The 13706-nt window shown below is 69.0% G+C and carries 10 protein-coding genes; all 10 read right to left on the reverse strand.

Annotated elements, in window-relative coordinates:
• Positions 1-94: 94 nt before the first annotated feature.
• Positions 95-940, reverse strand: coding sequence for a peptide chain release factor N(5)-glutamine methyltransferase (gene prmC, locus OG194_RS14565; protein WP_043683121.1), 846 nt, complete (start codon positions 938-940; stop codon positions 95-97).
• Between the two features lie 46 nt (positions 941-986).
• Positions 987-2063 (reverse strand): peptide chain release factor 1, encoded by a 1077-nt coding sequence (gene prfA, locus OG194_RS14570; protein WP_327401284.1) that lies wholly within the window; start codon positions 2061-2063, stop codon positions 987-989.
• Between the two features lie 292 nt (positions 2064-2355).
• Positions 2356-2580 carry a 50S ribosomal protein L31 gene (gene rpmE, locus OG194_RS14575; RefSeq protein WP_317881999.1) on the reverse strand — a complete coding sequence of 75 codons (225 nt, stop codon included), beginning with the start codon at positions 2578-2580 and terminating at the stop codon, positions 2356-2358.
• A gap of 195 nt (positions 2581-2775) precedes the next feature.
• Positions 2776-3912: an LCP family protein gene (locus tag OG194_RS14580; RefSeq protein WP_327401285.1), complete on the reverse strand. Its 1137-nt coding sequence runs from the start codon at positions 3910-3912 to the stop codon at positions 2776-2778.
• Positions 3913-4131: 219 nt separating this feature from the next.
• On the reverse strand, positions 4132-5988 hold the full coding sequence (locus OG194_RS14585) for a trypsin-like serine protease (protein ID WP_327401286.1): 1857 nt from the start codon (positions 5986-5988) through the stop codon (positions 4132-4134).
• A 150-nt stretch (positions 5989-6138) separates the two neighbouring features.
• Positions 6139-8181: a transcription termination factor Rho gene (gene rho, locus OG194_RS14590; protein ID WP_327401287.1), complete on the reverse strand. Its 2043-nt coding sequence runs from the start codon at positions 8179-8181 to the stop codon at positions 6139-6141.
• Positions 8182-8565: 384 nt separating this feature from the next.
• Entirely contained in the window at positions 8566-9495 is a 930-nt protein-coding gene (gene thrB, locus OG194_RS14595) for a homoserine kinase (protein ID WP_033285391.1), read from the reverse strand.
• 247 nt (positions 9496-9742) lie between these two features.
• Positions 9743-10801, reverse strand: a complete 1059-nt coding sequence (gene thrC, locus OG194_RS14600) for a threonine synthase (protein WP_033285390.1) — start codon at positions 10799-10801, stop codon at positions 9743-9745.
• 6 nt (positions 10802-10807) lie between these two features.
• The gene (locus OG194_RS14605) at positions 10808-12100 is read right to left on the reverse strand and encodes a homoserine dehydrogenase (protein ID WP_318018838.1); all 1293 of its coding nucleotides are present in this window, start codon (positions 12098-12100) and stop codon (positions 10808-10810) included.
• Between the two features lie 160 nt (positions 12101-12260).
• On the reverse strand, positions 12261-13652 hold the full coding sequence (gene lysA, locus OG194_RS14610) for a diaminopimelate decarboxylase (RefSeq protein ID WP_327401288.1): 1392 nt from the start codon (positions 13650-13652) through the stop codon (positions 12261-12263).
• Positions 13653-13706: the final 54 nt, after the last annotated feature.

Genomic DNA, 13706 nt, shown 5'->3' on the forward strand with positions numbered 1-13706 from the left:
ACCGTGCTCACCCCTTCGGGCCTCCGCGCGCTCGGGCTCTCGACACCGACGCGCCCCTTCGGCTCACTCGCTGCTTGCCAGGCGAACGCGGCTGTCATGGCGTAGCCCTGCGGGCGGTCGCGAAGCGCGGGCGGTTGTTGAGATCGGGGTGGTCGGCCGCGTCGGCCCAGCCACGCTCCTCGGTGAAGATCCACGGCACCTGGCCGCCCTGGGTGTCGGCGTGCTCGATGACGACGACACCGCCCGGGCGGAGAAGTCGGTGGGCGGTGCGTTCGATGCCGCGGATCAGGTCGAGGCCGTCCTCGCCCGAGAACAGGGCGAGTTCGGGATCGTAGTCCCGCGCCTCGGGAGCGACGTACTCCCATTCGGTGAGCGGGATGTACGGCGGGTTGGAGATGACCAGGTCGACATGGCCGTCGAGGTCGGGAAAGGCGTCCAGGGCATTCCCCTGCCGCAGGTCGACCCTCGACCCCTCCATGTTCTTGCGGGTCCACTGGAGGGCGTCCTCGGACAGCTCCACGGCGTGCACCCGGGAGCGCGGGACCTCCTGCGCGAGGGCGAGGGCGATGGCGCCGGATCCGGTGCAGAGGTCCACGATCAGCGGCTCTACGACGTCCATCGCGCGGACCGCGTCTATGGCCCAGCCGACCACCGACTCGGTCTCGGGGCGGGGCACGAACACCCCTGGCCCGACCTGGAGTTCGAGGTACCGGAAGAAGGCCCGGCCGGTGATGTGCTGGAGCGGCTCACGCTGCTCGCGCCGGGCGATGGTCTCCCAGTAGCGGGCGTCGAAGTCCACGTCCTTCACGGAGTGCAGCTCGCCCCGCTTCACACCGTGCACGTACGCGGCGAGCTCCTCCGCGTCGTTGCGCGGCGAGGGCACGCCGGCGTCGGCCAGCCGCTGGGTGGCCTGGGCCACCTCTGCGAGCAGCAGGTTCACGCAAGTCCTCCGTGTCGTACTCGTCCGTGCCGAACCGTGCCGTGCCTTACGCCGCCGCGAGCTTGGCGGCCGAGTCCGCGTCCACGCAAGCCTGGATCATCGCGTCGAGGTCGCCGTCCAGGACCTGGTCGAGGTTGTACGCCTTGAATCCGACGCGGTGGTCCGAGATGCGGTTCTCCGGGAAGTTGTACGTACGGATCTTCTCGGAGCGGTCGACCGTGCGGACCTGGCTGCGGCGGGCGTCGGCGGCATTCCTCTCCGCCTCCTCCTGTGCCGCGGCGAGCAGCCTGGAGCGCAGGATACGCAGTGCCTGCTCCTTGTTCTGCAGCTGGCTCTTCTCGTTCTGGCAGGAAGCGACGACTCCGGTCGGAATGTGCGTGATGCGCACCGCGGAGTCGGTCGTGTTGACGGACTGCCCGCCGGGACCCGAGGAGCGGTAGACGTCGATGCGGAGGTCGTTCGGGTTGATCTCGACGTCGACCTCCTCCGCCTCGGGGGTGACCAGGACACCGGCCGCCGAGGTGTGGATACGGCCCGCGGACTCGGTCGCCGGGACGCGCTGCACGCGGTGCACGCCGCCCTCGTACTTCAGGCGGGCCCAGACACCCTGGCCGGGCTCGGTCGCGCCGTTGCCGCCCTTGGTCTTCACCGCGACCTGGACGTCCTTGTAGCCGCCCAGCTCGGACTCGGTGGCGTCGATGATCTCGGTCTTCCAGCCGACGCGCTCCGCGTACCGCAGGTACATGCGCAGCAGGTCACCCGCGAACAGCGCGGACTCGTCGCCGCCGGCGCCCGCCTTGACCTCAAGGATCACGTCCTTGTCGTCGTTGGGGTCACGCGGCACGAGCAGCAGCCGCAGCTTCTCCGTGATCTCCTCGCGGTGCTTCTCCAGCTCCTTGACCTCGGCCGCGAACTCCGGGTCGTCGGCGCCGAGTTCACGCGCGGTCTCGATGTCGTCGCCGGTCTGCTTCCAGGAGCGGTACGTGGCGACGATCGGGGTGAGCTCGGCGTAGCGCTTGTTCAGCTTGCGCGCGTTGGCCTGGTCGGCGTGGACCGACGGGTCGGCGAGCTTCGTCTCAAGGTCGGCGTGCTCGCCGATGAGGTCCTCGACAGCCTCGAACATCTTGGGCTCCTGAAATGCGTACGGAAGGGAAGGCGGGCGACCAAAAACGCCGGTCCCGGCACACCTGTGGAGGGCGTGGCCGTGGACCGGCGCTAGGGCCTGTCCGGCGGATCAGGTCGGAGGAAATCCGCCGAACCTCATAAATGCCGGTGAGCGGGGCCTGGTGCGTGCAGCTGCAAGGCGGAGGACGGAGTCAACGCGGAGCGTTGGCGACCGACGACAACGCCGCAGATGTGCGTGCCAGGCCCCGCGTCTCCGACAGGATCCGCCGGACAGGCCCTAGGGAAGCTCGCTACTTCGTGGAGCCGGCAGCAGCCTTGCCGAAGCGGGCCTCGAAGCGGGCCACGCGGCCACCGGTGTCGAGGATCTTCTGCTTGCCCGTGTAGAACGGGTGGCACTCGGAGCAGACGTCGGCGCGGATGGTGCCGCTCGCGATCGTGCTGTGGGTGGTGAACGACGCGCCACAGGTGCAGCTGACCTGGGTCTCGACGTACTCGGGGTGGATCTCGCGCTTCAAGGGTGTCTCCTAGTTTCGGGAGGGCGCCGGGTCGCTCCGCGGGTTGCGGGACGTGAACCGGGGCCGACTGTCCAGTCTGCCAGCACTGGAGCCATCTCCCAAAACCGGGGGTTAGCGTTGTCTATTCCCTGCGGGCCGGTGGGGGCTGAGCGCGCCCCCGCGGCGGAGCCGCTAATCGACACAGCCCCGCGCCCCTTAAGAGCTCGTCACCACACCCTTGGCTTCACCGGTAGCCGTGCCTTTGGTCGCCGCCGTAGGGATCGGCAGGTCGTTCTTCAACGCTGTCCACACCATCTGGGCCTTCGTCTTCTCCACGATCACCCGGTTCGGGTTGGCCGGGTCGTACTCGACGGGCATCGTGACCATGTTCATGTTCTTCGAGCTGATGGTCTTGAGGCCGTTGGCGAAGGACGTGAGGGAGTTCACCGAGCCGAGGTCGGAGTCGGTGGTGACGGCCTCGGTGGCGGTGTTGGCGAGGTCGTAGAGCTTGGTCGGGCTGGTGAGGACGCCGATGTGCTTGACCTGGTTGACCAGGGCCTTGATGAAGGCCTGCTGGAGCTGGATGCGGCCCAGGTCGGAGCCGTCGCCGACGCCGTGCCGGGTGCGGACCAGGCCGAGGGCCTGCTGGCCGCTCAGCGTGTGGGTGCCGGCCTTGAGGTCGAGGTGGCTCTGCGGGTCCTTGATGGCCTTGGTCGTGGTGACCGGGACGCCGCCGAGTTCGTCGATGAGCTTCTCGAAGCCGGCGAAGTCGACCTCCAGGTAGTGGTCCATACGCAGCCCGGTGACGGACTCGACGGTCTTCACCGTGCAGGCGGCGCCACCCGTGGAGTACGCCTCGTTGAACATCACGCCGGACGCCGCGTCGTGCGTGACGCCCTTGGTGTCGGTGCACTCGGGGCGGTCGACGAGGGTGTCGCGCGGGATGGACACCACGCTGGCCTTCTTGTGGCCCTTGTAGACGTGCACGATCATCGCGGTGTCGGAGCGGGCGCTGCCGTCGTCGGTGCCGCCGCCGAGCTTCTTGTTGGTGCCGGAGCGGCTGTCCGAGCCCAGGACCAGGATGTTCTCCGAGCCGTTGTCGACCTTGACCGGCCGGTCGGTGCCGAGGGCCTGGTTGATGTCGACGCTCTTGATGTTGCCGTTGAGCTTGAAGTACACGTACCCGGCGCCGGTGCCGCCCAGCACGACGACGCCGGCCGCGACCCAGGCCGTGATCAGCAGGGCCTTGTGACGCGGACTGCGGTCCTTCTTACGGCGTCCTGCGCGGTGGCGCGGGCCGTTGGTGCCGTCATTGCCCGGTATGGCGGGCTCCGGCGTGCTCTCGGCGGACATGGGCTCCTCGCATCTCGTTCCGGGTCGGTTACCCCCTGCTTTCAGGGTTCAGGCCTGGCCGAAGCGACCGATACCGCTCAATCCTCGCTCTATGGTCGCTCCGCCAGGTCAGACAGGGAAACTCGGGAAAGGGTTGCACAACGCAGAGTGCCCATCGCGTACGGCGATGGGCACTCCGCGTAGTCGAGCGAGCGGGTAATGCCCCGCTCACCTGCGATGTCAGCCGAAGATGTCGTACTGCTGGAAACCGGTGCCGAGCGACTTCGGTGTGCCGAAGATCTCGCTCGTGGCCTTGCCGGTGCCCGGGTAGAGGTACAGCACGTTGCTCGCGTTGCGGATCAGGAGGTCCGCCTTGCCGTCGCCGGTGAAGTCACCGACGGCGTCGAAGGCGTTGTAGCTGCCCCAGGTGCGCACCTTGACGCGGGCCGCGAAGGCACCCGAGCCGGACTTGCCGGCGCCCTTGTACAGGTAGACGACGCCGGTGCTCTTGTTGCGGGCGAGCAGGTCGGCCTTGCCGTCACCGTTGAAGTCGCCGTGGCCGACCAGGGTGTTGTACTGGCTCCAGCCCCCGCCGACCCGTGACGGCGAGGAGAAGGTGCCGTTGCCCTTGCCCGGGTAGATCCACAGCACGCCCGCGCTGTCGACCGAGACCAGGTCGGGCAGGTAGTCGCCGGTGACATCGCCGGGAGCGATGATCCGGGTGCGGGTCTTCCAGTTGGCGAAGATCTTCGTGCTGACCCAACTGCCGTCGTCCCGCGCGCTGTTGAGCTGGAAGTGGTCCCAGTAGACCGCGCCGGCGGTGGTCCGGTAGATCCAGTCCTGGTAGCCGTCCCGGTTCAGGTCGGCCGACCGGACCAGGTTGACGCCGCCCCAGTCGCCCAGGGACACGCGCGTGGCCAGCGAGGTGCCCTTGGAGTCCAGCTCGTAGCCCACCTTGTTGGAGGACTTGCGGGCGTAGATGTCGGCCTTGTTGTCGGTGTAGCTCAGGTTGCCGTCGTCGACCTGCGCGTAGGCCGCGCCGACGTAGGCGCTGACCTTCGTGAAGACGCCGTAGGTGCCCTCGACGACGCAGTCGTTGACCGTGGTGGCGTCACCGTCGTCGCCGCTCCAGGAGACGACACCGACGATCCGGCCGCCGACGACCAGCGGGCCGCCGGAGTCGCCGTTGCAGATCGCCGTCGTACCGGTGTCGCTGCCGGTGGCGGGCGTGCCCGCGCAGACCATGTGGGCCTTGATGACGAGGCTGCCGTAGGCGCCGGTGCAGGTGGCGTCCGACTGGATCGGCAGCGTGGCCGTCTTCAGCGTCTGGGAGATGTCCTGGGTCTGGGAACTGGTGCGGCCCCAGCCGTAGACCTTGGCGGTCTTGGCGGGCGTGCCCGTGTACGACGCCGTGTCGGTGTTCGTCGTCATACGGATCGGGGTCGCCTTGACGGGGGCCGCCAGGGTGAGGACCGCGATGTCGTTGTCGATGGTCGTCGGGCTGTACGACGGGTGGGTCCACTGACGCAGGACCGCGGTGGCCTGGCCGCCGTGCAGGTCGGTGTTGCCGTCGGTGTCCGTGGTCGGCAGCACGGTGGCGCTGGTGACGACGGCACCGTACTTGGCCCAGTTGTAGGCCTTGCCGTGCTCGTCCTTGGTGCAGTGCCCGGCCGTCAGGATCTTCGACGGCGAGATGACCGAGCCGCCGCAGAAGAAGCCGAGGTCGTCGCTCTCGTCGGTGGTGCCCTTGTCGTCGTAGTACCAGAGCTGCGCCATGAACGGCGCGGTGTTGATGGTGGTGGTCGTGCCACCGATGATCTTCGGGCCGGCGGTCGTGCCGGTGGTGCTCGCGCTCAGGGACGCCTTCTTGGTCGTCTCCCCGGCGATGTCGTCACCGGCCTCGGCGCCCGCGACGCGCTTCTTCAGCGTGGCGAGCGACGTGGTGCTCACGGCGGGCTTCACGGTCGGCGTCGGCAGCGCGGTGGCCGCGCCGGCGGACGTGGTGATCAGTGCGGCGGTCACGGCGGCGGCGATACCGGCCGCGGCGACAGGCAGGCCGAAACGTATCCGGCGTCTGTGCCGACCGGCCCCAGGCATGGGCGTACCCACTCAAGTCCCCCCTCGGGATCAGAAGTTCGGACGATTATCGAAAACAAGTCCGAAGGGCGCGATCGTACAGCCAGCCACTGACAACCCAAAGGGCCGCCCCCTTAACAGGGAGCGGCCCTTTGATAACGCTGACTTGCCTTAGTCCCCGTTGCCAGGAGTGGTCTTCTGGATCTGGAGCAGGAACTCGGCGTTCGACTTCGTCTGCTTCATTTTGTCGAGGAGCAGCTCGATCGCCTGCTGCTGGTCGAGCGCGTGCAGCACCCGGCGGAGCTTCCAGGTGACGGCCAACTCGTCGCTGCCGAGCAGGATCTCTTCCTTACGGGTACCGGACGCGTCGACGTCCACCGCCGGGAAGATGCGCTTGTCGGCGAGCTTCCGGTCGAGCTTCAGCTCGGCGTTGCCCGTGCCCTTGAACTCCTCGAAGATGACCTCGTCCATGCGCGAGCCGGTGTCGACGAGCGCGGTGGCGAGGATGGTCAGCGAACCGCCGTCCTCGATGTTGCGCGCGGCACCGAAGAAGCGCTTGGGCGGGTACAGCGCCGTGGAGTCGACACCACCGGAGAGGATGCGGCCGGAGGCGGGCGCCGCGAGGTTGTACGCACGGCCGAGACGCGTGATCGAGTCGAGCAGGACGACGACGTCGTGGCCCAGCTCCACCAGGCGCTTGGCGCGCTCGATGGCGAGCTCGGCGACCGTGGTGTGGTCCTCGGCGGGACGGTCGAAGGTCGAGGAGATGACCTCGCCCTTCACCGACCGCTGCATGTCGGTGACCTCTTCCGGACGCTCGTCGACCAGGACGACCATCAGGTGGCACTCGGGGTTGTTGTGCGTGATCGCGTTGGCGATGGCCTGCATGATCATGGTCTTGCCGGTCTTCGGCGGGGCCACGATCAGACCGCGCTGGCCCTTACCGATCGGCGCGACGAGGTCGATGATGCGGGTCGTCAGCACACCCGGGTCGGTCTCCAGGCGGAGCCGGTCCTGCGGGTAGAGAGGCGTCAGCTTGTTGAACTCCGGTCGCCCGCGCCCGGATTCGGCCGCCATGCCGTTCGCCGAGTCGAGGCGGACCAGCGCGTTGAACTTCTCGCGGCGCTCGCCGTCCTTGGGCTGGCGGACCGCACCCGTGACGTGGTCGCCCTTGCGCAGGCCGTTCTTGCGGACCTGGGCGAGGGACACGTACACGTCGTTCGGGCCCGGCAGGTAGCCGGACGTACGGATGAACGCGTAGTTGTCGAGGATGTCGAGGATGCCCGCGACGGGGATCAGCACATCGTCGTCGGCGACCTGCGGCTCACCCGCGGCACTGCCACCGAACTCGTCGCGTCCGCGACGGCCACGGCGGTCCCGGTACCGGCCGCGACGGCCGCGCCGGCCGCCCTCGAAGTCGTCGTCGTCCTGCGGGCCGTTGTCGCGCTGCTGCCGGTCCTGACGGTCCTGGCGGCCACCGCTCTGCTGCTGACGGTCCTGCTGCTGACCGCCCTGCTGGCGGTCCTGACGGCCGCCGCTCTGCTGCTGGCCGCCGCCCTGCTGCTCGTTGTCCTTGCGGCGGTCGCCGCGGTCGCGGTCCTGGCGGTCCTGACGGCCACCGCGGTCACCCCGGTCGCGGTCGCGACGGTCCCGGCGGCCCTGACGGCCGTCGTCACCGGCTTCGCCCTGCGCGGCGGCGGTCGTCTCGGCCTTCGGCTCGCTCTTCGCCTCGGCGACGACCGTCTCGGGGCTGCCGGCCTCGGCGGTCGCACGGCGACGACGGCGCTCAACCGGCGCGTCGTCGCTGGCGGGCTGGCCGGGGATCTCGATCTGCTGCTGGGCCACGGCCTTCTCGGCGGCGACCTTCTCGGCCTTCTGCTCGGCCGGGGCGGCCGCCTCGTCGCCCGTACGGGTCTTGGAGGTGGCGCGGCGCTTCGGCTTGGTCTCGGTGGCGGTCTCGGCCTTGGCCGGAGCACCCCCGCCGGCCTGCGCGTCCTTGATGACCTCGATCAGCTGGCTCTTGCGCATCCGCGCGGTGCCCCTGATGCCGAGGCCGGATGCGACCTGCTGAAGCTCGGCCAGCACCATGCCGTCGAGGCCGGTACCGCGGCGCCGCCGGGAGCCGGCACCGGTGGCAGGCGCGGAGGCGTCCGTGGCGGGCGCGGCAGCGGTCTCCTCGACACGCGCGCCCATCAGATCGGTGGTGTCGCTCACGAAGGGTCCTTCCCTGGAGCGGACGTCGGCCTGTCTGGCTCGGCGACCGGTTGTGCTGTCCGGCTTCGGTTCTTGCTGTGTGAACCGTGCCGGGGCGGTGGTCCGCCTAAGCGGCGGAAGAGATTGCTGGTGACGGCGCTTCCCGAAGCAGTGGCACCGAGTGTCTGTGTCACGTGGCTTGGTCGCACCAATTCCGGAGCGTGCCCGGCGAACCGCTCTGTGCCCCTACAGAACACGGTGCGGCTTGGGAGGCTCCCGGAAGAATGTCTGTCCCGGACGGGGACAACAAGCACCTCGCCATGGTGGGGTCGGGTGCAGACTTGAGATTAACACTACCGGATCCAACAAACATTCCCCCTCTCGAAATCCGGCGACGGTACGTAGTCAATTGGCACTCGGGGCCGCGAGCGGCAGTACGCAGGCGCCCTGTGCGTCGAGATCCAGCCGGTTGGCGGCCCAGCCCTCACCGGCGAGGTGGGACACCTTGTCGGCGTTGTCGGCGTCGACCAGTGCGAGCACGGTCGGTCCGGCACCGGAGATGACGGCCGGAACCCCGTCCGCCCTCAACCGGTCGACCAGCGCGGCACTTTCGGGCATCGCCGGAGCGCGGTACTCCTGGTGCAGGCGGTCCTCGGTGGCGGGCAGCAGCAGCTCGGGGCGCCGGGTGAGGGCCTCGACGAGCAGTGCGGCGCGACCCGCGTTGGCGGCGGCGTCGACGTGCGGGACGCTGCGCGGGAGCAGGCCGCGCGCGGTCTCGGTGAGTACCGGTTTCCCGGGCACGAAAACCACCGGAACGATCGAGTCGGCGGGGTCCATCCTGATCGCCCGCGCGGCTCCGCCGTCCATCCAGGAGAGCGTGAAGCCGCCCAGCAGACAGGCCGCCACGTTGTCGGGGTGGCCCTCGATCTCGGTGGCGAGTTCCAGCAGGGCCGTGTCGTCGAGCCGGGAGTCCCCGCCTATGGTCACGGCGCGCGCGGCGACGATGCCGGCACAGATGGCGGCGGAGGAGGAGCCCAGGCCGCGGCCGTGCGGAATGCGGTTGGCGCACACGATCTCCAGGCCGCGCGGCTGTCCGCCGAGCAGGTCGAAGGCGGTGCGCAGGGACCGTACGAGGAGGTGGTTCTCGTCGCGCGGGAGGGTCTCGCTGCCCTCGCCGGCGATGTCGATGAGCAGCCCGGAGTCGGCGACACGGACGACGACGTCGTCGTAGAGCCCCAGCGAGAGGCCGAAGGCGTCGAAGCCCGGGCCGAGGTTGGCGCTGGTGGCGGGGACGCGCACCCGGACGGCGGCGGCGCGGAAGGCTGGACCGGCCATCGCTCGATGACTCTCCTTGAGCTGCGTGACTGTCGAAGACATTCGATGAGATTCGATAGGTACGTGAAGACCCTCGGGCCGTGGAGACGGCGCGGTGCCGAGCCATGCGCGCAGGCATATGCGGCGGGCGGGTTCGGTACAGCCTATCGAAGGAAGGTTCTGTGGCGACATAGGGCGCACAGGAGGCGCACGATGCGTGTCGTAAGCCCCCTGTGCACCCCCCGTGGCGAATACCCGCCAGGCGGCTTTACGCCAGCCCGAGGCGCTCGGCGGCCGTCGGCGCGTCGACCGGGATCGTGACCGGCTGCGGGGCGCCGGCGACGGCCCAGTCGGGGTCCTTGAGGCCGTTTCCGGTCACCGTGCAGACGATGGTCTGGCCCGGGTCGACCTTGCCCTGCTCGGCCGCCTTCAGCAGACCGGCGACGGAAGCGGCGGACGCGGGCTCGACGAAAACGCCCTCCTGAGCGGCCAACAGCCGGTAGGCGCGCAGGATCTCACGGTCCGTCACCTCGTCGATGAACCCGCCGGACTCGTCCCGCGCGTCCAGCGCGAACTGCCAGGACGCGGGATTGCCGATGCGGATCGCGGTGGCGATCGTCGAGGGGTCCTTGACGATCTCGCCCCGCACGATGGGCGCGGACCCGGAAGCCTGGAAGCCCCACATGCGGGGCGACTTGGCGGCGATCCCATCCCCGGCGTACTCCTTGTAGCCCTTCCAGTACGCGGTGATGTTGCCCGCGTTGCCCACCGGCAGGACGTGGATGTCGGGTGCGTCGCCGAGCATGTCGACGATCTCGAAGGCGGCCGTCTTCTGACCCTCGATGCGCACCGGGTTGACCGAATTCACCAGCGCCACAGGGTAGTTGTCGCTCAGCTCGCGGGCGAGGGTGAGGCAATCGTCGAAGTTTCCGTCGACCTGAAGGATCTTCGCGCCGTGCACGAGGGCCTGGCCCATCTTGCCGAGCGCGATCTTGCCGCGCGGCACGAGGACGGCACAGACCATCCCGGCACGTACGGCGTAGGCGGCGGCGGAGGCCGACGTGTTGCCGGTGGAGGCGCAGATGACGGCCTGCGCGCCCTCCTCCTTGGCCCGTGTGATGGCCATGGTCATACCGCGGTCCTTGAAGGACCCGGTGGGGTTGGCGCCCTCCACCTTGAGGTGGACCTCGCAGCCGGTGCGCTCGGAGAGCACCTGCGCGGGCACGAGGGGCGTGCCGCCCTCGCGGAGGGAGACGACCGGCGTGCTGTCGGACACCGGGAGCCGGTCCCGGTACTCCTCGATGATTCCGCGCCACTGGTGGGTCATTGCTGGTTACTCTCCTTCAACCCGCATGATGCTGGCGACACCCCGCACGGTGTCGAGCTTGCGCAACGCCTCGACGGTCCCGCCCAGGGCGGCGTCGGACGCGCGGTGCGTGACGACGACGAGGGATGCCTCGCCGTCCTTCCCCTGCTGCCGAACCGTATCGATCGAGACTCCGTGCTCGGCGAACACGGTGGCGACCTGTGCGAGAACACCCGGTTTGTCGGCGACGTCGAGGCTGATGTGGTACCGCGTGACGACCTCGCCCATGCCCGACACGGGCAGTCCGGCGTACGCCGACTCGCCGGGCCCGGTGGTCCCGTTGAGCCGGTTGCGGCACACGGCGACGAGGTCACCGAGCACGGCGGAGGCGGTGGGGGCGCCGCCCGCGCCGGGGCCGTAGAACATCAGCTGCCCGGAGGCGTCGGACTCGACGAACACGGCGTTGTAGGCGCCGCGTACGGAGGCGAGCGGGTGGCTGAGCGGGATCATCGCGGGATGCACACGCGCGGTGACGGACCCGCCGTCCTCGGCCCGCTCGCAGATCGCCAGCAGCTTGATGGTGCAGCCCATGTTCTTCGCGGAGGCGAAGTCGGAGGCGGTGACCTCGGTCATGCCCTCGCGGTAGACGTCGTCGAGACGCACGCGCGTGTGGAAGGCGATTCCGGCGAGGATGGCGGCCTTGGCGGCGGCGTCGAAGCCCTCGACGTCGGCGGTGGGGTCGGCTTCGGCGTACCCCAGGGCGGTGGCCTCGTCGAGGGCCTCCTGGTAACCGGCGCCGGTCGAATCCATCTTGTCGAGGATGAAGTTGGTGGTCCCGTTGACGATCCCGAGCACCCGGTTGACCTTGTCACCGGCGAGGGACTCGCGCAGCGGACGAATGAGGGGAATCGCACCGGCGACGGCGGCCTCGTAGTACAGATCCTTGCCCTGCTGCTCGGCGGCGGCGTGCAACGCGGCACCGTCCTGGGCGAGCAGCGCCTTGTTGGCGGAGACGACGGAAGCACCGTGCTCGAAGGCGGCGGTGATGAGCGAACGCGCGGGCTCGATCCCCCCGATGACCTCTACTACGACGTCGATATCGCCGCGTTTCACCAGAGCCGTGGCGTCGGTGGTGACGAGGGCGGGGTCGATGCCTTCGCGGACCTTGGAGGGCCGTCGTACGGCGACGCCCGCGAGCTCGACGGGTGCGCCGATGCGGGCGGCGAGGTCGTCGGCGTGCGTCGTCATGATGCGCGCCACCTCTGAGCCGACCACTCCACAGCCCAGCAGCGCCACCTTCAGCGGACGCGTACGCATCATCCGACCTCGTTTCCTCATACCGTCATCGGTTGGACCAGTCTCACTCACCGGACGGGAGTTTCTATCCATGGTCCGGATCGTGAGACATCGATTTCATTTACAGGGGGGTGGAAGACCGAAGATCTTCCACCCTTTCTTGCTTCCTCTTTTATGGAAGATCTCAGCCGACGTCGAGACGCAGGAGGTCGTCCTCCGTCTCCCGGCGGACGATGACCCGCGACTCCCCATCCTTCACGGCGACGACCGGCGGCCGGAGCACATGGTTGTAATTGCTGGCCATGGAACGGCAGTACGCACCCGTGGCCGGTACGGCGATCAGGTCACCCGGTGCCAGATCCCCCGGCAGAAAGGCGTCCTTGACCACGATGTCCCCGCTCTCGCAGTGCTTGCCGACGACCCGCGCGAGCATGGGCTCGGCGTCGGAGCGCCGGGACACGAGAGCGACGCTGTATTCGGCGTCGTAGAGCGCCGTCCGAATGTTGTCGGACATGCCCCCGTCGACCGACACATACGTCCGCAGCCCGTCGAGGGGCTTGATGGTGCCGACCTCGTAGAGCGTGAAGGCGGTCGGCCCGACGATGGCGCGCCCCGGCTCGACGGAGATCCGCGGGGTCCGCAGCTTCGCGGACTCGCACTCACGGGTGACGATCTCGGTGAGCGCCTTGGCGATCTCGTGCGGCTCGCGGGGGTCGTCGTCGCTGGTGTAGGCGATGCCGAGCCCGCCCCCGAGGTCGATCTCGGGAAGCTCGACACCGTGCTCGTCACGAACGGCCTTGAGTAGCCCGACAACCCGATGGGCCGCGACCTCGAACCCGGACATGTCGAAGATCTGCGACCCGATGTGACTGTGGATCCCGATGACTTCGAGCCCGTCGAGCTGAAGAGCGCGCCGCACGGCTTCGGCGGCCTGGCCCCCGGCAAGCGGAATCCCGAACTTCTGGTCCTCGTGGGCGGTGGCGATGAACTCGTGCGTGTGCGCTTCCACGCCCACGGTGATACGGATCTGCACGCGCTGCCGCTTGCCGAGGGACTGCGCGATATGAGCGACCCGCACGATCTCCTGGAAGGAGTCGAGCACGATCCGCCCGACACCGGCCTCGATGGCCCGCGTGATCTCGCCGACGGACTTGTTGTTGCCGTGGAAGGCGATGCGGTCGGCGGGCATCCCGGCGGAGAGGGCGGTGGCGAGCTCCCCACCGGAACACACGTCGAGATTCAGCCCCTCCTCGTCCAACCACCGCACGACGGCACGGGACAGGAACGCCTTGCCGGCGTAGAAGACGTCGGCGTCCTGCCCGAACGCGGTACGCCAGGCCCGGGCGCGCTCCCGGAAATCGGCCTCGTCGAGCACGTACGCCGGGGTGCCGTGCTGCTCGGCGAGCGTCTTCACGTCGATACCGCCGACGGTGACGACACCGTCCGCGTCACGACTCACGGTCTGCGCCCACACCTTGGGGTCGAGTTCGTTGAGGTCGGCGGCCGGGGCGGAGTAGTGCCCCTCGGGCAGAACGTCGGCGTGCCGGGGACCGGCGGGATGTGCGGAACGGCTCATGTCGTCTTCTCTTCTGTCTCTTCCTGGCGCTCAGATCGTGCGGTGTCTTGTCGG

This window comes from Streptomyces sp. NBC_01288, assembly GCF_035982055.1.
GTDB lineage: Bacteria > Actinomycetota > Actinomycetes > Streptomycetales > Streptomycetaceae > Streptomyces.

Coding starts and splice junctions, on each gene's coding strand:
- OG194_RS14605 (WP_318018838.1), bottom strand. CDS start 12,100: ATGATGCGTACGCGTCCGCTGAAGGTGGCGCTGCTGGGCTGTGGAGTG.
- OG194_RS14585 (WP_327401286.1), bottom strand. CDS start 5,988: ATGCCTGGGGCCGGTCGGCACAGACGCCGGATACGTTTCGGCCTGCCT.
- prfA (WP_327401284.1), bottom strand. CDS start 2,063: ATGTTCGAGGCTGTCGAGGACCTCATCGGCGAGCACGCCGACCTTGAG.
- thrB (WP_033285391.1), bottom strand. CDS start 9,495: ATGGCCGGTCCAGCCTTCCGCGCCGCCGCCGTCCGGGTGCGCGTCCCC.
- lysA (WP_327401288.1), bottom strand. CDS start 13,652: ATGAGCCGTTCCGCACATCCCGCCGGTCCCCGGCACGCCGACGTTCTG.
- thrC (WP_033285390.1), bottom strand. CDS start 10,801: ATGACCCACCAGTGGCGCGGAATCATCGAGGAGTACCGGGACCGGCTC.
- OG194_RS14580 (WP_327401285.1), bottom strand. CDS start 3,912: ATGTCCGCCGAGAGCACGCCGGAGCCCGCCATACCGGGCAATGACGGC.